Annotated in this window: 21 protein-coding genes; 13 read left to right on the forward strand and 8 right to left on the reverse strand. The window is 60.3% G+C overall.

The features are described 5' to 3' along the window. Window positions 1-9 precede the first annotated feature (9 nt). The 8 genes from phaC to Q0C28_RS04600 all read left to right on the forward strand — a co-directional run bounded on the left by phaC (window position 10) and on the right by Q0C28_RS04600 (window position 10,327). The gene (gene phaC / locus Q0C28_RS04565) at window positions 10-1,953 is read left to right on the forward strand and encodes a class I poly(R)-hydroxyalkanoic acid synthase (protein ID WP_293573467.1); all 1,944 of its coding nucleotides are present in this window, start codon (window positions 10-12) and stop codon (window positions 1,951-1,953) included. Window positions 1,954-2,118: 165 nt separating this feature from the next. Next, window positions 2,119-2,562, forward strand: coding sequence for a phasin family protein (locus Q0C28_RS04570; protein WP_293573468.1), 444 nt, complete (start codon window positions 2,119-2,121; stop codon window positions 2,560-2,562). Window positions 2,563-3,010: 448 nt separating this feature from the next. After that, window positions 3,011-3,568: a polyhydroxyalkanoate synthesis repressor PhaR gene (gene phaR, locus Q0C28_RS04575; protein ID WP_293573469.1), complete on the forward strand. Its 558-nt coding sequence runs from the start codon at window positions 3,011-3,013 to the stop codon at window positions 3,566-3,568. Between the two features lie 352 nt (window positions 3,569-3,920). Further along, window positions 3,921-4,910 carry an XdhC family protein gene (locus Q0C28_RS04580; RefSeq protein WP_293573470.1) on the forward strand — a complete coding sequence of 330 codons (990 nt, stop codon included), beginning with the start codon at window positions 3,921-3,923 and terminating at the stop codon, window positions 4,908-4,910. Then, window positions 4,907-5,947: a molybdopterin-binding protein gene (locus Q0C28_RS04585; RefSeq protein WP_293573471.1), complete on the forward strand. Its 1,041-nt coding sequence runs from the start codon at window positions 4,907-4,909 to the stop codon at window positions 5,945-5,947. The genes Q0C28_RS04580 and Q0C28_RS04585 overlap by 4 nt, the downstream gene beginning before the upstream one ends. 137 nt (window positions 5,948-6,084) lie before the next feature. Then, window positions 6,085-6,573 carry a (2Fe-2S)-binding protein gene (locus Q0C28_RS04590; RefSeq protein ID WP_293573472.1) on the forward strand — a complete coding sequence of 163 codons (489 nt, stop codon included), beginning with the start codon at window positions 6,085-6,087 and terminating at the stop codon, window positions 6,571-6,573. A 428-nt stretch (window positions 6,574-7,001) separates the two neighbouring features. Then, window positions 7,002-9,380, forward strand: coding sequence for a xanthine dehydrogenase family protein molybdopterin-binding subunit (locus Q0C28_RS04595; protein ID WP_293573473.1), 2,379 nt, complete (start codon window positions 7,002-7,004; stop codon window positions 9,378-9,380). Between the two features lie 155 nt (window positions 9,381-9,535). Next, a complete protein-coding gene (locus Q0C28_RS04600) occupies window positions 9,536-10,327 on the forward strand; it encodes a xanthine dehydrogenase family protein subunit M (protein WP_293573474.1) in 792 nt (263 codons plus the stop codon). 173 nt (window positions 10,328-10,500) lie between these two features. On the opposite strand, the gene Q0C28_RS04605 is transcribed toward Q0C28_RS04600, so the two are convergent. Both Q0C28_RS04605 and infC read right to left on the reverse strand, forming a co-directional pair. After that, window positions 10,501-11,106, reverse strand: coding sequence for a methyl-accepting chemotaxis protein (locus tag Q0C28_RS04605; protein WP_293573475.1), 606 nt, complete (start codon window positions 11,104-11,106; stop codon window positions 10,501-10,503). A 422-nt stretch (window positions 11,107-11,528) separates the two neighbouring features. After that, the gene (gene infC / locus Q0C28_RS04610; RefSeq protein ID WP_293573497.1) at window positions 11,529-12,077 is read right to left on the reverse strand and encodes a translation initiation factor IF-3; all 549 of its coding nucleotides are present in this window, start codon (window positions 12,075-12,077) and stop codon (window positions 11,529-11,531) included. Between the two features lie 444 nt (window positions 12,078-12,521). On the opposite strand from infC, the gene Q0C28_RS04615 reads away from it, so the two are divergent. From Q0C28_RS04615 to Q0C28_RS04630, 4 genes are all read left to right on the forward strand, one after another. Then, a complete protein-coding gene (locus Q0C28_RS04615; protein ID WP_293573476.1) occupies window positions 12,522-13,298 on the forward strand; it encodes a hypothetical protein in 777 nt (258 codons plus the stop codon). 311 nt (window positions 13,299-13,609) lie between these two features. Then, entirely contained in the window at window positions 13,610-14,008 is a 399-nt protein-coding gene (locus tag Q0C28_RS04620; protein ID WP_293573477.1) for a hypothetical protein, read from the forward strand. Window positions 14,009-14,743: 735 nt separating this feature from the next. Then, entirely contained in the window at window positions 14,744-15,409 is a 666-nt protein-coding gene (locus tag Q0C28_RS04625) for a hypothetical protein (RefSeq protein ID WP_293573478.1), read from the forward strand. Between the two features lie 455 nt (window positions 15,410-15,864). Further along, window positions 15,865-16,404, forward strand: a complete 540-nt coding sequence (locus tag Q0C28_RS04630; protein ID WP_293573479.1) for an AAA family ATPase — start codon at window positions 15,865-15,867, stop codon at window positions 16,402-16,404. Between the two features lie 145 nt (window positions 16,405-16,549). Here Q0C28_RS04630 and Q0C28_RS04635 read toward each other — a convergent pair whose 3' ends face one another. The 6 genes from Q0C28_RS04635 to cobA form a co-directional block, all read right to left on the reverse strand. Continuing rightward, window positions 16,550-17,416 (reverse strand): ferredoxin--NADP reductase, encoded by an 867-nt coding sequence (locus Q0C28_RS04635; RefSeq protein WP_293573480.1) that lies wholly within the window; start codon window positions 17,414-17,416, stop codon window positions 16,550-16,552. Between the two features lie 168 nt (window positions 17,417-17,584). Further along, complete coding sequence (locus Q0C28_RS04640; protein WP_293573481.1) at window positions 17,585-17,986, reverse strand: DUF934 domain-containing protein; 402 nt, start codon at window positions 17,984-17,986, stop codon at window positions 17,585-17,587. A gap of 3 nt (window positions 17,987-17,989) precedes the next feature. Next, a complete protein-coding gene (locus Q0C28_RS04645) occupies window positions 17,990-18,796 on the reverse strand; it encodes a phosphoadenylyl-sulfate reductase (RefSeq protein ID WP_293573482.1) in 807 nt (268 codons plus the stop codon). A gap of 3 nt (window positions 18,797-18,799) precedes the next feature. After that, window positions 18,800-20,467, reverse strand: a complete 1,668-nt coding sequence (locus Q0C28_RS04650) for a nitrite/sulfite reductase (RefSeq protein ID WP_293573483.1) — start codon at window positions 20,465-20,467, stop codon at window positions 18,800-18,802. Continuing rightward, a complete protein-coding gene (locus Q0C28_RS04655) occupies window positions 20,460-20,768 on the reverse strand; it encodes a DUF2849 domain-containing protein (RefSeq protein WP_293573484.1) in 309 nt (102 codons plus the stop codon). The genes Q0C28_RS04650 and Q0C28_RS04655 overlap by 8 nt, the downstream gene beginning before the upstream one ends. Beyond that, complete coding sequence (gene cobA, locus Q0C28_RS04660; protein WP_293573485.1) at window positions 20,768-21,592, reverse strand: uroporphyrinogen-III C-methyltransferase; 825 nt, start codon at window positions 21,590-21,592, stop codon at window positions 20,768-20,770. Before cobA ends, Q0C28_RS04655 begins: the two co-directional genes overlap by 1 nt. Before the next feature lie 147 nt (window positions 21,593-21,739). Between cobA and Q0C28_RS04665 the strand changes: the two genes are divergently transcribed. Beyond that, window positions 21,740-22,219, forward strand: a complete 480-nt coding sequence (locus Q0C28_RS04665; RefSeq protein ID WP_293573486.1) for an Lrp/AsnC family transcriptional regulator — start codon at window positions 21,740-21,742, stop codon at window positions 22,217-22,219. Window positions 22,220-22,224: the final 5 nt, after the last annotated feature.

The following is a 22,224-nucleotide window of genomic DNA, read 5'->3' on the forward strand; positions in this document are numbered from 1 at the left end:
TTTATTAAGATGACAACAAGTGACAGCGCCGGGACAGAGATCTCATCGGAACACCTTGAACGTATTAAGGAAAATATGGGCCGTGTGGAGCAGCTGTCCAAGCGTCTGATTGAAATCCTGGCCCAGAAGAAACCACACCCCAGTTCTTTGGACGGCCCGAATCAGGAGTTGTTTGCGCGTGCAGCAACGGCCTATTGGGCGGAAATGGTGGAAAATCCGGGCAAATTGCTGGAGCATCAAGTGGCCTATTGGGGCCAAGCGGTGGTGAATTTCGCCGAAGCCCAGAGCCTTCTTGCCAAACAATTGGATCCGACATCTGGGTCTTCTGATGAGGCTTCCGATCAGGCGCCTGCCAAAACCGCCCCCTGCAGCGCTGGCCCCAAAGATCGCCGCTTCGCCAATCCGATGTGGGACAGCCACCCTTATTTTCACTACATCAAGCAACAATATCTCACCAACGCCCAGATGATCCGCGATGCCGTCAGCGAGATCGACACGCTCGAAGACATCGACCGCAAGCGCATCCGCTATTTCGCCGATCAGATCGTGCAGATGATGGCACCGACCAATTTTCTCGCCACCAACCCCGATGCGCTGGAAAAAGCGGTGGAAACCGATGGGCAATCGCTGATCCAGGGGCTGGAAAACCTGGTCGCGGATCTAGAGGCAAACAAAGGCGAACTGGTGGTGCGCCTGGCCGATGAAAGCGCGTTTGAAATCGGCCGCAACATCGCCACAACCCCCGGCGAGGTGGTGTATCGCAACCGGATGATGGAGCTGATCCAATATCACCCGACCACCAAAACCGTGCATGAAACGCCGATTGTGCTGTTCCCGCCGTGGATCAACAAATACTACATTCTCGATCTGAAGGCGCAGAACAGCCTGATCAAATGGGTCACCGAACAGGGCTACACTCTGTTCGTGGTCTCCTGGCTGAACCCGACAGAGGCTGACGCGGATCTGGGGCTCGAGGATTACATCGAACAGGGCTATCTGACCGCGATTGAGGTGGCCAAGTCGATCTGCAAGGTAAAACAGGTGAACGCCGTGGGCTATTGCATCGCGGGCACCACGCTCAGCCTGACGCTGGCCCTGTTGAAGCAGCGCGGCGACACCTCCGTCAAATCGGCGACGCTCTTCACGGCGCTTACGGATTTTTCCGACCAGGGGGAGTTCACGCCGTTTCTGCAAAACGATTTCATTGATGGCATCGAAGAAGAGATCAACAATCGCGGCCTGCTGCGCTCTTATATCATGGCCCGCACCTTCTCGTTTCTGCGCGCCAATGATCTGGTCTATGGCCCTGCGATCCGCAGCTACATGATGGGAGAGACCCCGCCCGCCTTTGATTTGCTCTATTGGAATGGCGATGGCGCCAACCTGCCGGGCCGGATGGCAATGCAGTATTTGCGGGGGCTGTGCCAGCGCAATGAATTCGCCGACGGCGGGTTCGAACTGATGGGTCATCGCCTGTCTCTGCGCGAGGTGACGGTGCCGCTGATGGCGATCACCTGCGAAACAGATCACATCGCCAATTGGAAAGACTGCTATCGCGGCGTGCAGCAGATGGGCTCGCGCTCCAAAACCTTCGTGGTCGCGCAATCCGGCCATATCGCGGGCATCGTCAATCCGCCCAGCCGCAACAAATACGGCCATTACACCAACAAAGATCTGAAAGGTGACGCCGACAGTTGGCGCGAGGCGGCAACATTCCAAGAGGGCTCCTGGTGGCCGCGCTGGGAAAGCTGGCTGAAGAAACGCTCCGGCAAACAGGTGCCCGCGCGCATCCCCGGTGATTCGGGTTATCCCTCCCTCGCATCAGCGCCCGGCAGCTATGTCCGCGTGAAGGCGCAGGCTGATATTGAGGCGGATATCGGGGCAGATACCCAGACAAATAGCCAGTCAGACACTCAGGCGGGCGCTCAGGCGGGCGCAAGGACTGACGCCTGAGATTGGCCATTGTGCAGGTGCAGCATTCCTCGCAGAAACAGTGGCTTGCGCAGTTTTTTCTGCATTGCAGCAAAAAAACCTTGAAATGCTGCGACGCAGAATGCATATTCGGGTCATGCTAAGGCGGCAGAGTGGCTCAGCCGCGGAACCAAAGGAACGAGTACAATGGCGAAGACCCAAGATTTTACCGCTGTGATGAAAGACATGCTGGGCGCGTTCCCGGTGGACACCTCCGCGATGGAAGATGCGTTCAAGAACACCGCAGCTCTGAACGAAAAACTCTCCAGCGTTGCGCTGGAAGCGGCTGAAAAATCCGCTGAGATCTCCAACAGCTGGGCCAAAGAAACCCTGGCAAAGATGGGCGACATGTCCAAAGCCAAATCCGAGCCTGCTGACTACGCCAAAGCCGCAACCGATTTCGCGTCCGCCTCTGCCGAAGTGGCCGCTGAGAACATGGCAGCCTTCGCCGAAGTGGCAAAGAAAGTGCAGATGGACACCGTCGAGCTGATGATGTCCGCGGGCAAAAACATGTCCGAAGAGGCCACTGCCGCAGTGAAGAAAGCCACCAACGACGTGACCGCCGCCGCGAAGAAAGCCGCAGCGAAGTAATCCACGCGACGACCGCAAGGGGGCAATTACTCCTCCTCCCTCTTTTGTCTCCTTGCAGAAGGCGGGGCAGTCCGAAAGGTCTGCCCCTTTTTCTTGCCTGCCCCTTTTTCGTACGTGCCCCTTTTTTGTGCCTGTGCCTCCTCTGTGCCATCCCCGGCAGCGCTGCGGTGGCCGTATCACTTGCCAGCATCACTTGGCCCGTGCCGTCCGGTCAGGCGGCGCATGTTGCGCAGGTCTTGCAAGACCTCGGCGGATCATGCTGCAGATGCAGCATTTTGAGTGCGGGTCATTAAGACCGCGGGAGTGAGCGCAAGCGGGGCTATGTCCGGCCGGCTGCGGCGTCTTTGGATCGGGTGATCAAATCTTGCGCCTGTCGGGCAAATGCTTCCCTTTTGTTTTGCGCTCGCATAGGCTTTGCTGCAACGCATCATTACCGGGGAGAGGCGCGATGTCGGAGCAGGAAAAACCGTTGTTGATCAAGCGATATGCCAGTCGGCGGCTCTACAACACCGAGACCAGCGATTACGTCACGCTCGAAGACATCGCCGGTTTCATCCGCGAAGGGCGCGAAGTGCAGATTGTCGATCTGAAATCCGGCGATGACCTGACCCGCCAATATCTGCTGCAGATCATTGCCGAACACGAAAGCCGCGGGGAAAACATCCTGCCGGTGACGGTGCTGAACGATCTGGTGCGCAGCTACATGGTGCCCGGTGGCGGGGTGATGCCGCAGTTCTTGCAAAGCTCCTTTGAAATGCTGCGCGAAAGCCAGGATAAGATGGTCAAGAACATGAACGCGATGAACCCGATGGCGCAGATCCCGGGGTTCGAGGCCATTCAGGCGCAGCAACAGGCTTTCCTGAAGGCGATGACCGGCGGGCTGTCCAGCGGATGGACCGGCGGATCCACACCGCCGCCGGATCAGCCGGAAAAAACCAGCGACGATCTGGACGCGATCAAACAGCAGCTGGCGGAGTTGCAGGAAAAACTGTCCAAGCTGAACTGATCAGCCCCGCTCTGACCCGGCTCAGATCGTACTGCTGAAGGTTCCACTGGGGCAGATGACGGATCACCTGTCTGCCCCATAGCCATGCCATCCCCAGAGCCATGCAATCTGACGGGCCGACAAGAGCGCAGCGTTTGGGGCTTGCGCGGTGCGCCGCTGTTGGCAGCACGGGGGCGAGACCACCGACACATCGCCGCGCTCGCGTGATCCATTGCGCGCCCTGTCGCAGGCCTCATTGTGTCTCGCGGCTCTGCGACCAAAGTCCGGTTTTCAAGGGTTTGCACATCCGCCACCTTTTCGCAGGACCCAATCAGCCTTATCTCTGTGACAGCCACCAAAATCGAGGATGCCGATGACCCAACCCCCGCTGTTTGATCGTTTTGATGCCATCCCCGAACAGGCGCTGAACTGGCACCGCGCTGGTGCAGGGGCTGCGCTTGCCACAGTTGTGGAAACCTGGGGCTCCGCGCCGCGGCGCATCGGATCGCAGCTGGTGGTCGCCGGTGATGGCCGCATCGAAGGGTCGGTGTCCGGCGGCTGTGTCGAAGGGGCAGTGATCCTCGCCGCGCAAGAGGCCATCGCAGATGGGAAGCACCAGCTGTTGGAATTCGGCGTCAGCGACGATGATGCCTTTGCGGTCGGTCTGGCCTGCGGCGGCACTATCCGCATTCTGGTCGAACCGGTGGGCGGCTCCCTGCCAGAGGCGCTGCTGGCCGATCTCGTTGCCGCACGCGCGAACCGCGAAGCCGTCTGTTACGTGGTCGATCTCGACACCGGCGCAGGGCGGTTGGAGCGCAGCGGCCATGATGAGCGCATCCGCATGGACCGATCCGGGGTGGAACCGGATGGCACCTCCTTTGTGGCCGTCCACACGCCACCCCTGCGCCTGATCGCAGTGGGCGCGGTGCATATCACCCAGGCGCTGATCCCGATGGCCCGGATCGCGGGCTATGATCCCGTGATCATCGACCCCAGAGCCGCCTTTGCCACGCCCGAACGGTTCCCCGACGCCGAGCTGCGCGACGATTGGCCGGACGAAGCGGTGGCTGCCATCGGTCTGGACGCGCGCACCGCGATTGTGCTGCTGACCCATGATCCCAAGATCGATGATCCGGCGCTGGAGGCGGCCCTGCGGTCTGAGTGTTTTTATATCGGGGCCCTCGGCTCCAGCCGCACCCATGACAAACGGCGCAGCCGGATGCAGGCGGCAGGGTTTGACGGCGCGGTGCTGGACCGGATCCACGGTCCCATCGGGCTGAACATCGGCGCCAGTGGCCCTGCAGAGATTGCGGTCGCCATCATGGCGGAGATGACGGCTGTGTTGCGGGGACGCCAGCCATGATCTTTGCCACGGTTCCGATTGCGCAGGCCGAGGGCTGTTACCTCGCCCATTCCCTGCAGGGGGCCAATGGGCGCATCGCCAAAGGCACCGAACTGGGCGCGGCAGAGCTCGCCGATCTGGCGGCTGCGGGACATCAGGACCTGACGGTTGCGCGGCTTGAACCCGGCGATCTGCACGAAGACGACGCCGCCCGCCGACTGGCGCAGGCGCTGCTGCCCGATCCGGCGGCCTACGGGTTGCGCATCTCCGGGGCAGGGGCCGGGCGGGTCAACCTGCATGCGCTGGGTCCCGGTGTGGTGCGGGTGCAGGCGGACCGCATCAACGCGCTCAATGCGGTCAATCCGATGATCACGCTCGCCACGGTGCCCGATTTTCACCGCGCTGATGCTGGCAGCATGGTCGCCACCGCCAAGATCATTTCCTACGCGGTGCCCGAGGCGGCATTGCAGCGCGCCACCCGCGATGTGGCCGGGGCCATCCGGCTTGCGCCCGTGACCCTGCGCCGTGCGGTGCTGATCGAAACCCGCGTCACCGATGATATCCCCTCAGACAAGGGGCGGGCCGCGATTGTGGGCCGATTGGACCGTTTCGCCATGGCTCTGGCCCCGCGACAGGTGGTGGCGCACCGCGTCCCCGATCTCGCCGCCGCCATGACCGCCGCCGTGAGTGCTCCTGTGAATGCTTCTGTGGACGATCAGCCCGGCTGTGATCTGATCATGGTGCTGACCGGCTCTGCCACCTCCGATGCGCAGGATGTCGCGCCCAGTGCCCTGCGTGCAGCGGGCGGGCAGATGGTCCGTTTCGGGATGCCGGTGGATCCGGGAAATCTGTTGTTTCTGGGCCAGTTGGCGGGACGCCCGGTTCTGGGCCTACCGGGGTGTGCGCGCTCCATCGCGCTCAATGGCGCGGATTGGGTGCTGGAGCGGCTTGTCTGCGGACTGGAGGTGCGCTCCGAGGATATCGCAGGTCTGGGGGTTGGCGGCCTGCTGAAAGAGATCCCCACACGGCCGCGTCCGCGCCATCAGGACGGCACCTAAAGCGACCAGCTGCCAATTGCGGCCAATCAGCGGGGTTTTGCGACTTTAGTCCAAGCCGCGCGATTTGGGGTTCGCGTGGGCCAGCGGCTCGTGTTTAACTTTTGTGAGCGAGTGTTTGCCAGCCAAAGGAGGAGGACATGGTGAATGTCACAATGACCGTCAACGGTCAGACGGCCAGCGGAGAAGTCGAGGGGCGCACGTTGCTGTCCGGTTTTCTGCGCGACAATCTGGGGCTGACCGGCACCCATATCGGATGCGACACCAGCCAATGCGGCGCCTGCGTGGTGCACGTCAACGGCAAAGCGGTGAAATCCTGCACCATGCTGGCGTTGGAAGCAGACGGGGCCGAGGTTGGCACCATCGAGGGCCAGGCGGCCGCGGATGGCACGCTGAACCGGATCCAGCAGGCGTTTCAGGATCATCACGGTCTGCAATGCGGCTTTTGCACACCGGGCATGGTGATGTCGGCGGCGGCTTTGCTGCAGGACAACCCCGAACCCAGCGAGCAGGAAATCCGCGAGTATCTCGAGGGCAACCTGTGTCGCTGCACCGGCTACCACAATATCGTCAAGGCGATCCTGGCAGCCTCCGGTCAACCTACGGAAACCCCGCTGGCCGCCGAATAGGTCGTCCACGGTAAATCGTTTGCGCGCCACCCGGTAGCGAAGGACGACACGGGTACGACACCGGCAGGACCCCAGAAGGACACCGGCAGACCATGCCGGACCACGATAACTAACGAACACAGAAAGAGAATAGAGAGAGCTGCTGACAGGCCTACAGGGGCCAGCCCACCAGACCTGATCCCAACAGACCAGAGCCCACCAAACTCGGGCCACAAGAACAGGACCCGCAGAATAGGGCGCACCAGAGGCCAATGCCATGGCCCATGCCCACCAACATGAGGGTCACATACTTGGGGCCACTACATAACGGGACCATCACAGACCGGGATCAAAAAACGGGATCATCGCAGACCGGGCCTCAGCTTAGAACCAAAGCATGACCAAGAGGTCCGCCACCGCGCAGACCGTCCAGGGAGGAGATTTGGACAATGCCCAAGGATCATGACGGAAAATTCACTGGCATCGGTGCCAGCACCAAACGTCGCGAAGACATCAGGTTTCTCACCGGAACCGGCAATTACACTGATGACATCAATCTGAACGGGCAGGCCTATGTGCACTTCCTGCGTTCAGATGTGGCCCATGGCCGACTGTTGTCGGTCGACACTGCCGCCGCCGCAGCCATGCCCGGCGTTGTGCGGATCTTCACCGGCGCCGATTTCGAAGGCGTCGGCGGTCTGCCCTGCGGCTGGCAGGTGACAGACCGCTTTGGCGAGGTCATGCAAGAGCCCGCCCACCCGGTCTTGGCGCAGGGCAAAGTGCGCCATGTGGGCGATCCGATTGCAGCCGTGGTGGCCGATAGCGCAGAACAGGCCCGTGATGCGGCCGAGGCGATCGTGGTCGACATCGAGGCGCTGCCAGCGGTCATCAACATGAAAGAGGCGGTCCAGGACGGGGCCACCAAAGTGCATGACGATCTGACCTCAAATCTCTGTTATGATTGGGGTTTTGTGGAGGAAAACCGCGACGCGGTCGATCAGGCCATTCAAAATGCCGCCCATGTCACCACGCTGGAACTGGTGAACAACCGGCTGGTGGCCAACCCGATGGAGCCGCGTGTCGCGGTCGGCGATTTCAATCGCGCCACGGGGGAAAGCACGCTCTACACCACCTCGCAGAACCCCCATGTGATCCGTCTGTTGATGGGCGCCTTCGTGCTCGGCATTCCGGAACATAAATTGCGCGTGGTGGCGCCTGATGTGGGCGGCGGCTTCGGCTCCAAGATCTTCCACTACGCGGAAGAGGCCTTTTGTACCTTCGCTGCCAAGGCGCTGAACCGGGCGGTGAAATGGACATCGTCACGCTCGGAGGCCTTCATCTCGGATGCCCATGGTCGCGATCATGTCACCAAGATCGAACTGGCGCTGGATGCGGACAACAACTTCACCGCGCTGCGCACCGAAACCTACGCCAATATGGGCGCGTATCTGTCGACCTTTGCGCCCTCTGTGCCGACCTGGCTCCATGGCACGCTGATGGCGGGCAACTACAAGACGCCGCTGATCTATGTGAACGTCAAGGCGGTGTTCACCAATACGGTGGCGGTGGATGCCTATCGCGGCGCGGGTCGGCCCGAAGCCACCTATCAGCTGGAGCGCGTCATCGACAAAGCGGCGCGCGAGCTGGGTGTTGATCCGCTGGCGCTGCGGCGGCAGAATTTCATCACCGAATTCCCCTATGCCACCCCCGTGGCGGTTGAATATGACACCGGCGACTACCACGCCACTGTCGACAAGCTCGAAGAGATCGCCGATCTTGGTGGGTTTGCCGCCCGTCGTGCCGCCAGCGAGGCCAAGGGCAAGCTGCGCGGGCTGGGCGTCAATTGCTACATCGAAGCCTGCGGCATCGCGCCCTCCAATCTGGTGGGGCAGCTGGGTGCGCGCGCCGGGCTTTATGAAAGTGCTACGGTGCGGGTCAACGCCACCGGCGGCATTGTGGTGATGACCGGCAGCCACAGCCATGGCCAGGGCCATGAAACCGCCTTCCCGCAGGTGATCGCCGAGATGATCGGCATCCCCGAAGAGATGGTGGAGATCGAACATGGCGACACTGCCAACACCCCGATGGGCATGGGCACCTATGGCTCCCGCTCGCTGGCGGTGGGGGGCTCTGCCATGGTGCGCGCCACGGAAAAGATCATCGCCAAGGCCAAGAAGATCGCCGCCCATATCCTCGAGGCCTCGGACGCGGATATCGAGCTGAAGGATGGCCAGTTCAGCGTTGCGGGCACAGACAAATCCCTGGCCTGGGGGGATGTGACCCTGGCAGCCTATGTGCCGCACAACTATCCGCTGGAGGACATCGAACCCGGCCTGGAGGAGACCGCGTTCTACGATCCGGCCAATTTCACCTATCCCTCCGGGGCCTATGCCTGCGAGGTGGAGGTCGATCCGGATACTGGCAAAGTCAGCATCGAACGCTTTGCCGCGGCGGATGATTTTGGCAATATCGTCAACCCGATGATCGTCGATGGTCAGGTGCATGGCGGCATTGGTCAGGGCATCGGGCAAGCGTTGATGGAAGGCTGCATCTATGATGACAATGGCCAGTTGCTGTCAGCCTCTTTCATGGATTATGCGATGCCGCGGGCCGATGATCTGCCCTTTTATGAGGTGGATCATTCCTGCCAGACCCCTTGCACCCACAATCCGCTGGGGGTGAAGGGCTGCGGCGAAGCTGGCGCCATCGGCACCCCGCCTGCGGTGGTCAACGCGGTCATTGATGCGCTGCAGTCCGCAGGCAAACCGGTGACCCACATCGATATGCCGCTGAGCCCGGCGCGGGTCTGGGCGGCGATGAACCCATAAGGGGAGGCACATCGCAGAGCGGCCGCCAGATCCGGTTGCTGCAGACCGGGTCTGGATATTCTCATGAGGGTCATGGGGGGGGGGGCCCCCCAAACCCCCGGAGTATTTTCGGAAAGATGACAGCCGGCGCTCCGGTGGTCGGAAAGGAAACGAAAATGTATGAATTCGATTTTGTAAGACCTGCAACCATCGCAGAGGCGGTGCAGGCGCTCGCCGCAGACGAGGCCCAGGCCCTGGGCGGGGGGCAGACATTGCTGCCAACCATGAAGCAGCGTCTTGCGATGCCAGAGGCATTGGTCAGCCTGACCGGGATTGACGAGTTGCAAGGGGTCTGCCCGGATGGCGAGGCGCTGGCCATCGGCGCAGCGACCACCCACGCCGACGTGGAACGTGCGACCGCTGACAGCTATCCGGCTTTGGCAGCGCTGGCGGGTCAGATTGGCGATCCGGCGGTGCGCAACCGCGGCACAATTGGCGGTTCACTGGCCAACAATGACCCATCCGCCTGTTATCCGGCAGCGGCTTTGGCGAGCGGTGCAACCATCGTCACCCACCGCCGTGAGATCGCGGCGGATGAGTATTTCGAGGGTCTGTTCTCCACCGCGCTGGAAGAGGATGAAATCATCACCCATGTGCGGATGCCGGTGCCGCAGGCGGCGGCTTATGAGAAATTTGTCCAGCCGGCATCGCGCTTTGCCCTGGTTGGGGTGTTTGTTGCGCGGTTCGAAGATGGTGTGCGTGTGGCCGTGACAGGCGCCTCCGAGGAGGGTGTTTTCCGCTGGGAAGAGGCCGAAGCGGCGCTCAGCCAGTCGTTTTCAGCCGATGCGATTGCGGGGCTGAGCGTGGACCCTGACGGGATGATTGCGGATCTGCATGGCAGCAAAGCCTATCGCGCCCATCTGGTGCAGGTGATCACCAAACGGGCGGTGCAAGCGGCTGCGGCCTGATCTGATCTGCTTTGATCTGATCTGAGCAGTGGGTCATCGGCGCTGTCCTATGAGAGGAGTGTAAGTGGGCTGAGGTCGCAGAGCGCGACCACAGCTGCGCTGCTGGCCTTTGGCGCCTTTGATGGGGACGATTGATGAGCGCTGTTGTTCGGGTCAGGTCAGATCAGGTCGGGTCAGGTCCGCAGGTAGTCCGACATCGTATCCAGCAGCGTCTGGGTGCGCCCGGACAGATTGCGGATCTCCGTGGCGATCACTGCAAACCCCTTGCCCTGGTCGCCGATGCGGGCGGCTTCGATCGAGGCGTTGAAGGCGATCAGCTGGATATGGCGGCCAACGGTTTCGGCGTTTTCGATCGCATCACGCATGCCTTCGTCGCGGGCACTGTCGCGGGCCTTTTGCACATCGAACATGTTTTTGGTCATGTCGATCAGAAAGGCGGAGACCTGCGGCTCCACCTTATAGAGCGATTGCGCCGTCAGCGAGGGCATGGATGCCACGCGCTCCAGCACGCTGGAGCGGCTGCCCTCTGCGATCACATCGGCGAAAGGCTGCAGTGCCGCGATCGACTCGCGCCGCTGTGTTTTCAGATCCTCCGGCAGCTCATGATCAGCCTCCTTCAGCAGCTTGTCCAAACCGCTGGTCAGCATGTCGTGGGCGGCGGAAATGCGGCTGATGGATTGTTCCAGCAAGGAAACGCCGTCCTCCGCCGAATGGGTCGCATCTTCCTTGGCCAGCAGGACCAGGGCAAGCGATGCGGCACGGCAAGGGGCGATAGCCATGAAGGCGCTGTTTTGAACGTCGGCAAGAGGCTTCAAAGGAGGCTCCATCTTCTTTCGGATGTTATGTCGGTGACAACCGATCTCTGCCTTCCCAGCTAGGGGGTGAGCGTAAAGAAACCGTAAGTATGCCTCAAATCAAAAGAGGAATTTGCGTGTAAACTGCAGCCTTTGCCCGGAGGAACAGCACAGCGAGCAGAGCGCCGAGCGGATCTGTGTGGTTGTCAGGGTAGGGGCCAGCGGGGGGATAAAGCGAGGGCCGTTAACTGGCAGCCTTAACCGACAACTCTGTGGTGCCTGCTGCGGGCGCAACAAAAAACACCCCCGCGGCGATGGCCTGCGGGGGTGTGTCTGATGCCTGGCGGCGGCTTTCGCGATTCTATGGAGTGGCGCGGCCCGCGTGGACCGTGCCGCCTAATGCCGGATTATTTCTGCGGCAGAGGACCGATCATCATGATCATCTGACGACCTTCCATCTTGGGCATGTTTTCGACCTTGCCCAGGTCCTTGATGTCCTCGGCGACGCGCAGCAGCAGGTCGCGGCCCAGGTTCTGGTGTGCCATCTCACGGCCACGGAAGCGCAGGGTCACTTTGACCTTGTCGCCATTTTCCAGGAACTTGAAAACATTGCGCATTTTCACTTCGTAGTCATGGGTGTCCGTATTCGGGCGGAACTTGACCTCTTTGACTTCGATGATCTTCTGCTTCTTGCGCGCTTCGCTTTCCCGCTTCTGCTGTTCATATTTGAACTTGCCGTAGTCCATGATTTTGCAGACCGGCGGGGTCGCGTTGGGGGAGATTTCCACCAGATCGAGCCCGGCTTCTTCGGCCAGCTGCATGGCTTTGGCGGGATGAACCACACCGACGTTATCCCCATCAGCGCCAATCAGGCGCACTTCGGGGGCACGGATTTTTTCGTTCGTGCGCGGGCCGGTATCGCGTTGCGGCGGCGCATTATGGGGTCTGCGAGCTATGACGTCTATCCTTCTGTCGCGTCGGAAAAGTGCCCGGAAACTAACGCCCTCGGGCCGGTGATTCAAGCGTATTGCGGGTATGGACGGCGATATCGCGGTTTTCAAGGTTCTTTCTGCCACAGAGCGGGGGGCTGCGCCGCAACTTTGCCCGCCTGAACCGGTATTGCGGCTGCGGATCTGGCTGAGTTTGCGCAGGATTTACGCTGAGGTTGCGCATACGCTGAACATCTGCGCGCCACCCCGCGGTCCACTGGGCGTGCAGACCTCCCAGCCAAACAGGTCGCTGCGCGCCAGTTCTTGCCGACTGAAATGGGCCGGTCGGCGCGCGCTGGCCGATGACGTGCGCGCCGGATCTCTCCCCCTTGTGGGCGGGGCCGCGACGGGCCAGATCGGCGGCACATGCAACCGCAGGGCCTGCGTGCCCTGCCAATAAGGAGAACGAGCATGAAACCGGTTGTTATTGGTCTGGGGATCGGCGCCCTTGCGTTGGGCGGCTATGTTTACATGTCTGGCCTGCCACAGGGGGAGGCACCGGGTGTCACCGTGGTTGAGGAAGAAGAAGAGATCATCACCCCGGCCCCGGTCAACGCCACCTCGGGCATCGAAGAAGGACCTGTGGAGGACAGCGCCGCCGCATCCGAGACGCCCGCACCAACAGGCACCACAGAGGCAGCAGATGCAGAAGAGGCCGCCAATCAGGGGGCAGATGATGTGACAGCGTCCACACTTTCCTCTGCAGCTGAACAGGTGATCGAGAACGCCGCCGAGCAGGCGACACAGGCCGCAGAACGGGCTGCAGAACAGGCCACAGAAGAAACGCGCTCCGCGCTGCAGTCTTTGGCGGATGGTCTCGAAGAGGCCGCATCGCAGGCGGTTGAGGAGGCAGGTGAACAGCTGGTTGATCAGACAGCAGAGCAGACAGTAGAGCAGACAGCTGAGCAAGCGAGCGAGCAGGCGGGTGGCGACAGCACAGCAACCGACGATGCAACCGCAGCTGCCACAGCAACAGAGGATACCGCCACAGAGGGTACCGCTGCCGCAGCCGAGCTGCTGACCCTGGAGGGGTTTGATTTTGCCAAAGTGGTCGCGCTGATCGAGGCCTCTGATCTGGATGCCGCGCAAAAGACCGTGCTGCTGACCACCCTGGATCAGACCCGCAACAACCCAGCACTGCTGGAACAGATCCTGACCCGCACCGCCGAAGCGCTCGGCCTGAACTGAGGTCCGACAGAGCCCGTCATATCACCGGCAATCCCGCGCCCCACCACCCCCAGGGCGCGGGAGATGAGGGGGGCTGGGCGAGATGAAAAGGCGCGGTGGGTTTTGGAGGCTGCGAGAGCCGAAACAACCTCCCGGTGCAGACAAACCGGGATTTGGCAGCGGCTGCACAAATGCCGGCTCTAGACTTCAAGATGTGTCAATGGTGGTCGTTGTTGTAGTTGGATATCAACGTGTGGTTTTAGGAATGTCTTCACTTTCAATCCTACGGTTTATCGAGTGCCAGTGTGGAAACTAGGCACTAAGGTCATATCATGCGATTCACACTTCCTCTTCTTATTGTTGCAACGGTGTTGTCGGCTTGCGGCGGTCCGAAACTCACACCAGAGCAAAGGGTTCAGCGAGAGACAAATCTCGCTCAAACAAACGCTGCTCTGTCTGAAGCCAAGACCGTAACCGTCAATGGCAAAGCGTTTCGTGTCGCCCATGTGACCGAACGCAATCAAGCGCTGGTTGATCTTGTTGGAACTCCCACTGCGTATTTCGTCGCAGATGTAGAAGCCGCATCACGCGCAGCCACGGGATGTAATGGGAGGTTCAACCCGGGCATCCTGGCTTTCGTCGGCGGAAATATTGCGACAGCAGACCTCGCCGAATTGCGTACCAAAGTGTCAGGCCGCTTTGCGGGGTGGTCCGTTTCTTTGGCTTGCTGATTGATCACACTATGAGGTGGGGAGCGATAGCGGTCATATGTTTCATGACCTTAGGCTGTTCTGATCAGCAACCGCATTCGAACGCTAGAAATGCAATTGCCGAGGTAAATGCCCGCGAAAACCGCTTCCCATCTTACCCTCAATCCAACACGACATACCTGTCCTTTTCTCGCGCGCACGGATTTCAAGTCAATTATTTGGCTCCTCAAGGAAAAGCATGGCTTTGGTACCCCGGCAACAGACTTGGCGTGCCAGAAGAATACAAAAGGGATGTAGTGGCTGGACAACAGGTTATTTGTTGGCGCCACCCATCAAATAGCTACAACCCAGTAACGCGTAAACGGGGTGGTACGTTTGCGTGTCAAAACCTAGCTCTTTCACAGCGGACTATCGTGGCCGCCCTACCGGGTGACCCATTTGCGCTTAAGACTGGAAGAGTGCCATACGCACTAGACCGCTGCACTGCCCCTACACAGTTTCGCTTCGACCGAAATACCATTTCTTGCTGAAGATTGATCTCACGCTGATTTTTCAATCGTTGGTGCGCGCAAAGAACAACTGTCATTCCTGCTCTCTGCAGCATCACGCACTTTGGGTTCGGTCCGTTCGCCCGCTGCGGAGAGCATCGACAGCCACTCTGAGCCCATTCCTACGAATGCTGCAACAATCGCGAAGGTCTGCGTTGAAGCGTTTCCCGTGTATTACTGGTTGTCGGAAGAACGTAAAGTTTGCAACATGATCAAGCATGGTATTCGGAGCAGATGTTCGAAATTGAGAAAATCGACGGGCGCATTTCTGTTAGTGTGGGTATTGCCGCTCGGTAGTTCCGGTTGGGCGGCGGACGCTCCGTATTTTAATCTACCTTGGTTCCTGCAAGATGTTTTGGCGGCAACTCGGATAGGAAAATCAAACTACGAAGAGGTTCGAACTATGAGCGCGTTCGAAGCAGAAGTGCTTTTGCGCGACCGCGCGGAACCTACTTCTGCATGGATTATGCGCTCTACGGATGTGGGCGGGGATGTCATAGACCTAGATTGCACTGCTTTCATTTTGCGGGATTTCTCAGATTGGCAAAACGAAAACTCACAAGATGTAGGTAGTGTCCCTCAATGGCGTGAGGCTTTTCATGGAGTTGCAGTTTTTGCAGAACATTTTTCAGGTTTTAGTGGGTTAAGACAAGTCAACTTGGCGGCGGCGGTGGTTTCACCCGGCATTTCTGAGTACGCGTTTACCGATGGTCATACTGGCGCGATTTCGCGAGATTTCTTTGATATTGCAGCAATACGCAGAAGTGCTGGTTTCGACCGGATGCATGAAGGCATTTCGTTGCTCGAAATGCGGCTTCTATCGCATGACTCGTGCGATGGTTTTGAGCTCTACATCTGGGATTTCCAGAGGTGATTTTACGTCGAATTTGTAACCGCTAATTCAAAAAAAGCGGCCGTTGGCGGTTTGAAGTTCAAGGGCAGCAGGGTCCGCATCTTGCCCCTTCGCAACCCGCGCGGCGAAGGGCTGCTATTGCAAATTTATGCCAAGGGCCCTGCGTCCGCTTCGGGCTGGAAACAGCCACATGCACTGGCAACATCCAGCCAAGCGGCGATGGCAGATAAGGCCCCATTCCCGACACCAACCACCTCACGTCACCTGCGAGCTATGCTTCACAGACCACTTGGGCCGCACCAACGCGGGCGCGCTGATTGGCCGTCTTGATCGACGTCCTTATCGCTAGCGGGTGAAAAGCAACTGCTCGTTGCGCTGTTTCGCAGAAGGTCAGATACTGCGGGCCTGCCCAGTCGAACGGCCAGTCGAACGCCGAGGCGCGCTGGTGCGAACTGAAGATTTGCAAGGCAGGTGCTATGTCCGGTCACGTTATCTTTCTCCATGGTCCTTCCAGCAGCGGCAAATCCACGCTGGCCAAGGCGCTGCAAAGCCGGATCGATAAGCCGTTTCTTCATCTGTCGATAGACCATTTGCGCGATGCCGGGGTGTTGCCGGACGCGGGATTGGCCAGTGGCAGCTTTCACTGGTCGGATATGCGGATGGCGGTGTTTGACGGGTTCCACCGTTCTTTGCCAGCATTTCTGGTGGCCGGAAACAATGTGATCGTCGAGCATATTCTTGATAATCCGGGATGGTGTTGCGAGCTCAAACGCTTGCTGCGTCCTTTTGATGTTCTGTTTGTGGGGGTGTATTGCGATCTGGATGAGTTGTGTCGCAGGGAGCAGGTGCGCGGCGACCGTCCGCTGGGATCAGCGAAACAGGACTATCAGACCGTGCATGCAGGTCGCTGCTACGATCTGGAAATCGACAACAGCGGCGACAGGCTATCGCAAAACGTGGATGATATCCTGCATGCCTGGCGATCAGGCACCCGGGTTTCGGAGTTTGCGACGTAAAAAACCCCCGCCAATCGGGCAGGGGTTTTGTGTCGTCTTGCGCAAACTTGGCCAAACCGGCGTTGGCCAGCACTCATGCATACAGACCTGGGGTCAGGCCTGATGTCGGACCTGATGTCACCAGGGCCGATGCGCTGGGTGGGGGTCAGTCTAGGAAGGCTTTTTCCACCACGAAATGCGCGGGCTTGGAGTTGGCGCCTTCTTCCAGACCGTAGGTGTTTTCGAACAGGTCTTTGAGTTCGAGGTTGAAGGCCAGGTTGCCGCAGATCATCGCGCGGTCGCTTTCGGGGTTCAGCGGTGGCACGCCCAGATCGGCAAAGGCCTCGCCCGAGCGCATCAGGTCGGTGATGCGGCCCATCTTTGCGCTCTCTTCGCGGGTGGTGGTCGGGTAGTATTTGATCTTCTTCCAGAAGCCTTCGCCGATCACTTCGTTCAGCAGCTCGTCTTCTTTCAGGCTCTCGATCAACTCGCGGCCATAGGTCAGCTCGCCTGCTTCGCGGCAGGTGTGGGTGATGATGACCTCGTCGTAATCCTCATAGGTCTGCGGCTCGCGCAGGAGCGAGGCAAAGGGCGCAAAGCCGGTGCCGGTGGCAAAGAACCAGATGCGTTTGCCCGGCAGCAGCGCGTCATGCACCAGGGTGCCGACGGGTTTGGGGCGCAGGATGATTTCATCGCCCACTTTGATGTGCTGCAGCTTGGAGGTCAGCGGGCCGTCCGGCACCTTGATCGAGTAGAACTCCATTTCCTCGTCCCAGGAGGGCGATGCGATGGAATAGGCGCGCAACAGCGGCTTTTGCTTGCCGGTCTTTGGATCGGGATCGTTCATCAGGCCGATCATCACAAACTCGCCCGAACGGAACCGCAGCGACGCCGGGCGGGTGCAGCGGAAGGAGAACAGCCGGTCGGTCCAATGCTTCACATCGGTCACCGTCTGCGCATCGGGCAGCGCGGGGGTGGCTTTGGCGGGCTTCTGGTCGGTTGCTGTGTCGGTCACGGAGGTCATCTCATTCATCGATTGCACTGCCGGAGGAGTAGCCGGCACCTCTGATTAGTCTTTGATACATGTCAGGAAAACCCCTGATTTGTGACACCGGCCCTGCGCAATGTGCAACAGGACCGGTGTCAGGAACAGGTTTCGCTGGTTTTCCCGGGCTCAGTTTCAGTCTCGGGTCTGGCTGGCTCAGGCGTGATTGGAGGTCGCGCGCATGCGGGCCTGGTAGTTGTGGCTTTGCCAATTGGCGCGGAACACCCATTGGTCTTCGGGCTGACGTTGCGCCAATTCGTCGGAGATTTCCACCTCGTCAAAACCGGTGCGCCGCGCCATGGCGTATTGGTCGGAGATCACATGACCCTTGGCGCGCAGACGGCCCTTGTAGCCGATCAGCCGCAGGTGGCGGGCGATGGTAAAGCCGCGACCATCCGCAAAGGAGGGGAAATCCACGCGGATCATCTCCACGCCCTCCAGTTGATCATCCAGCGTCCGTGGATCGGTGTCAGAGGCCAGGTCGAGCACATTTGCGCCCTCAAACCCCGCGTCCCAGGTCTCTGGGCCAAAGCCCTCATCGGTGATGATGACAGTCATCTCTTATGCTCCTGTGCGGATGAATTTGCCATCCACCACGTGGATGCCGCATTCTTCCTTCGTCTGGTTGCGCCAGCGACCGGCGCGGGGATCTTCGCCTTCGGCGACCGGGCTGGTGCAGGGGGCACAGCCGATCGATGGGTAGCCCTTGGCCACCAGCGGGTGACGGGGCAGGCGGTTTTCGGTCATATAGGCGCGCACATCTTCTGGCGCCCAATGGGCCAGCGGGTTGACCTTGATCCGATTGGTGCCCTCCTCGATTTCAAAGAAATCAAGTGCAGCACGGGTGCCGGATTGGAACCGTTTGCGCCCGGTGATCCAGCCGTCAAACCCGGCCAGCGCCTTTTGCAGCGGCACGGTTTTGCGCAGGCTGCAGCAGGCGTCGGTGTCGGAAAACCGCAGAGCGCCATAGGGGTCCTTTTCGGCGATGTCATCGGCCCGAATGACCTGCACATTGCGCAGGCCCAGCCGCTCGCTCACCTCTTGCTGATAGACCAGCGTTTCGGTGAACAGCAGTTCGGTGTCGACAAACAGAACCGGCGTCAGCTGATCCACCAGCGCGGCCATGTGCAAGAGCACGACGGATTCGGCCCCAAAGGAGGACACCAGCGCGACATGGCCAGCGTCTTGCAGGGCCGCCTGCATCACCGCGGTTGCGGAGTGATGCTTGTAGCGTGCGTTCAGCGCTGCGACCTTTTCGACAAGGTCCTGATCCGGCGCTGTGCTGGCTGCCTGGCCTACCTCGTCGATTTGGCCTGTTTGGTCAGGCGGTGCGCCAGAGGGCAATCGGTCCTGGTCGGTGTCCACCATGGCTCAGGCCACCTTTTTCTCAACCGCGGGGTAGAGCGCTGCCTTGAAGGGATCCATGCCAACACGGCGATAGGTCTCCAGGAAGGTCTCTTCCTCGCTGTCGCGGATATCGAGATAGGCCAGCACGATGCGCTCCACCGCGGGCACGATCTCATCATAGGCAAAGCCGGGTCCGGTGCGGGTGCCGATGGCTGCGGTTTCGGTTGCATCACCACCCAGGGTGATCTGGTAGTTTTCCACACCCGCGCGGTCGAGGCCGAGAATACCGATATGGCCGACGTGGTGGTGGCCACAGGCGTTGATGCAGCCCGAGATCTTGATCTGCAGGTGGCCCACGTCGTGCTCCAGTTTCAATGCGTCAAAGCGGGTGGCGATTTCCTGAGCGACCGGGATCGAGCGGGCGGTGGCCAGCGCGCAATAGTCCATACCGGGGCAGGCGATGATGTCCGAAATCAGACCGATGTTGGCCGTGGCCAGACCGTGGTCTTTCAGGCGGGCATGGATCGCGGGCAGGTCGTTTTTGTGGACATGCGGCAGGATCACATTCTGCTCGTGGCTGATGCGCAGCTCGCCATAGCCATACTCTTCGGCCAGATCGGCCATCACGCGCATCTGCTCGGCGGTGGCATCGCCGGGCGTCTGGCCGTGGGCCTTGATCGAGATGGTGACGATGCTGTGGTTGTCCGCCTTATGCGCGGTCAGGTTGGTGTCGGCCCAGGAGCGGAAGACAGGATCGCTGTCATAGGCCGCCTGATAAGCATCGATGTCACCTGCGCGGAAGGCGGGGTTGGCGAAATGTGCCTTGATCTCTTCGAACAGGGCCAGATCGGCGCCGCCAAAGGTGGGGCGCACCAGCGCGAACCGCTCTTCTGTCAGCTCACGGATCTTGTCGAGACCCATTTCATGGACCGTGATCTTGATACGGGCCTTGTATTTGTTGTCGCGGCGACCGTGCTGGTTCCAGACCGAGACCACGGATTCGATGTAGGGCAGCAGATCGTCCTGACGGACAAACTCGTTCAGCACCTTGCCGATCATCGGGGTGCGGCCCAGACCGCCGCCCACCAGCACCTGATAGCCGATTTCGCCCGCGTCATTGCGCAGGATGCGCACCGCGAGGTCATGGGCTTTCAGCACCGCGCGGTCCTTTTCACCGGCGGAGACAGCGATCTTGAACTTGCGGCCCATGAACTGGAATTCCGGGTGATCGGTGGACCACTGGCGGATCAGTTCCGCGATCGGGCGGGGATCTTCGATTTCATCGGCTGCGGCACCGGCGAAATGGTCCGCTGTCACGTTGCGGATGGTGTTGCCCGAGGTCTGGATCGCGTGCAGATTTACCTCTGCCAGCGCGTCCAGCATATCTGGCACATCCTTCAGCTTGGGCCAGTTGTACTGGATGTTCTGACGGGTGGTGAAATGGCCGTAGCCCTTGTCCCACTTCTCCGCCAGCAACGCCAGCTGGCGCATCTGGTTGGCCGACAGGGTGCCATAAGGGATGGCAACCCGCAGCATATAGGCGTGCAGCTGCAGATACAGACCGTTCATCAGGCGCAGGGGCTTGAATTCATCTTCGGTCAGCGAGCCGTCGATGCGGCGCTCGACCTGCGCGCGGAACTGACGGTTGCGCTCTTCCAGGAAGGCAGTGTCGAAATCGTTGTACTTATACATTTGCTGCGGCCTCCTGTTTGCCGTGGCGGTAGTTCGATGGGCCGGTGCGGCGGAAGTCTTCGCGGAAATGGGTCGGCTCTGGGCCAGCCTCGCCCGCTTTGGCGTCGGTCAGGTAGATGCCAACCACGGTCAGCGCGTCTTTCTGCGCCTCCAGCAGGCGCAACTGCGAGACCGCTTCGTCTTCGATCAGCTCGGCCTCGGACATGTTGCGTGTCCAGGTGTCTGCGGCGGTGTAATAGATCACGTCACCTTCGAGCAGATCGTTGGCGGTGATGATTTTCGGCGTAAAGGGACGGGGCATTATGCAAGCTCCATGGTCAAATCGCTCAGGGCCTGGGCGCTGGCGCGCGGGGCAAGGCCAAGAAAGGTCAGCGCCGGGCCCGTCAGCTGGGCGGCGGCAAGGTCGGTGGGCAGGCGATCCAGGGTGGTTTCGATCACCCGCTGATCCGCCCGCGAGGCGTTTTCAATAATGGTCATCGGGGTGGCGCGGTCGGCGCCATGCATGATCAGGCGGCCCTGCACGAAACGAGAGGATTTCTTGCCCATGTAGATGGCCGCAACTTCGCCGGGACGCGCCAGAGCGGCCCAGTCGTGATCGGCAAACCCTTTCATGTCGTGGCCGGTCAAAAACCGCACAGAGGCATTGCGCCCCCGTTGGGTCAGGCTCTGGCCGATGCCCGCCACAGCGGCAGAGGCCGCGGTGATGCCCGGCATGATCTGATAACCCAGACCAGCCGCTTCGCAGGCGCTCAGCTCTTCGTCGAGGCGGCCAAACAGGGTGGGATCGCCAGATTTCAGCCGCAGGACTTTTTTCCCGGCCTGGGCATGGGCGACCAGACGGCGGCAAATTTCGTCCTGGCTGATCTGTGGGCCAAAGCCTTCTTTGCCGACATCTTCGAGCACGGCCTGTGCCCCTGCCAGCGCGAGGATCTCGGCGCTGACCAGACGGTCAAAGAGGATCACATCCGCGTCGTTCAACGCGCGCGCCACCTTCAGGGTCAGCAGATCAGGGTCACCGGGGCCGGAGCCTGCAAAAGCAACCTCGCCCGCGACCAGGGCACAACAGCCCGACCGCTGCTGCTGCTGCGGTGTGGTGGGGGCGATGGTGTCTGTGGGACCGGTCATATCTGGGCCTCGGCTGGTGTGTTTGACTTGTGCCTAGATATAGGAAATATTTCCTGTTATGCGCTACGTGTTCGCGGAAATAAGGAAAATCGTTCCAATCTGCCGCGCATCGAGAGTGGTTGATCCCGAAACAAGGAGAAAACAGGAATGACAGTGCGGATTGATGCCACGGACCGGAAAATCCTGGCTGAACTGCAGCGGGATGCGGGCCAATCGCTGGATGAAATCGCCCGTCGGGTGAGCAGTTCCAAGACCCCGGTCTGGAATCGCATCCGCAAGCTGCGCGAGGCTGGGGTGATCGGGCGTCAGACCATGGTTCTGGATGCGGATGCGCTGGGGTTTGAGGCCTGTTTTTTCGTGCTGATCCGCACCTCGGAACATGAGGCGACCTGGCAGGCAAAGTTCCTCAAGGCGCTGCGGGATCGCCCCGAAGTGCAAGAGGCGCACCGTTTGGCGGGCGACATCGATTACATCCTGAAGGTGCGGGTCAAAAATGCGCGCGCCTATGATGAGTTTTATCAGGCGCTGATTGCAGAGGTGCGGGTCCATAATGTGACCGCGCTCTTGTCGATGGAGGAGATCAAATCCACCACGCTGCTGCCGTTGGAAAGCGTGCCCACGGATTAAGCATC

Origin of the sequence: Phaeobacter sp., assembly GCF_022825805.1 — a bacterium.
Classification (GTDB): Bacteria; Pseudomonadota; Alphaproteobacteria; order Rhodobacterales; family Rhodobacteraceae; genus Phaeobacter.

Coding starts and splice junctions, on each gene's coding strand:
- Q0C28_RS04580 (WP_293573470.1), top strand. CDS start 3,921: ATGACCCAACCCCCGCTGTTTGATCGTTTTGATGCCATCCCCGAACAG.
- cobA (WP_293573485.1), bottom strand. CDS start 21,592: ATGACCGGTCCCACAGACACCATCGCCCCCACCACACCGCAGCAGCAG.
- Q0C28_RS04630 (WP_293573479.1), top strand. CDS start 15,865: ATGTCCGGTCACGTTATCTTTCTCCATGGTCCTTCCAGCAGCGGCAAA.
- Q0C28_RS04620 (WP_293573477.1), top strand. CDS start 13,610: ATGCGATTCACACTTCCTCTTCTTATTGTTGCAACGGTGTTGTCGGCT.
- Q0C28_RS04615 (WP_293573476.1), top strand. CDS start 12,522: ATGAAACCGGTTGTTATTGGTCTGGGGATCGGCGCCCTTGCGTTGGGC.
- Q0C28_RS04650 (WP_293573483.1), bottom strand. CDS start 20,467: ATGTATAAGTACAACGATTTCGACACTGCCTTCCTGGAAGAGCGCAAC.
- Q0C28_RS04600 (WP_293573474.1), top strand. CDS start 9,536: ATGTATGAATTCGATTTTGTAAGACCTGCAACCATCGCAGAGGCGGTG.
- Q0C28_RS04585 (WP_293573471.1), top strand. CDS start 4,907: ATGATCTTTGCCACGGTTCCGATTGCGCAGGCCGAGGGCTGTTACCTC.
- phaC (WP_293573467.1), top strand. CDS start 10: ATGACAACAAGTGACAGCGCCGGGACAGAGATCTCATCGGAACACCTT.
- Q0C28_RS04635 (WP_293573480.1), bottom strand. CDS start 17,416: ATGAATGAGATGACCTCCGTGACCGACACAGCAACCGACCAGAAGCCC.
- phaR (WP_293573469.1), top strand. CDS start 3,011: ATGTCGGAGCAGGAAAAACCGTTGTTGATCAAGCGATATGCCAGTCGG.
- Q0C28_RS04570 (WP_293573468.1), top strand. CDS start 2,119: ATGGCGAAGACCCAAGATTTTACCGCTGTGATGAAAGACATGCTGGGC.
- Q0C28_RS04625 (WP_293573478.1), top strand. CDS start 14,744: ATGATCAAGCATGGTATTCGGAGCAGATGTTCGAAATTGAGAAAATCG.
- Q0C28_RS04605 (WP_293573475.1), bottom strand. CDS start 11,106: ATGGCTATCGCCCCTTGCCGTGCCGCATCGCTTGCCCTGGTCCTGCTG.
- Q0C28_RS04645 (WP_293573482.1), bottom strand. CDS start 18,796: ATGGTGGACACCGACCAGGACCGATTGCCCTCTGGCGCACCGCCTGAC.
- Q0C28_RS04640 (WP_293573481.1), bottom strand. CDS start 17,986: ATGACTGTCATCATCACCGATGAGGGCTTTGGCCCAGAGACCTGGGAC.
- Q0C28_RS04590 (WP_293573472.1), top strand. CDS start 6,085: ATGGTGAATGTCACAATGACCGTCAACGGTCAGACGGCCAGCGGAGAA.
- Q0C28_RS04655 (WP_293573484.1), bottom strand. CDS start 20,768: ATGCCCCGTCCCTTTACGCCGAAAATCATCACCGCCAACGATCTGCTC.
- Q0C28_RS04665 (WP_293573486.1), top strand. CDS start 21,740: ATGACAGTGCGGATTGATGCCACGGACCGGAAAATCCTGGCTGAACTG.
- Q0C28_RS04595 (WP_293573473.1), top strand. CDS start 7,002: ATGCCCAAGGATCATGACGGAAAATTCACTGGCATCGGTGCCAGCACC.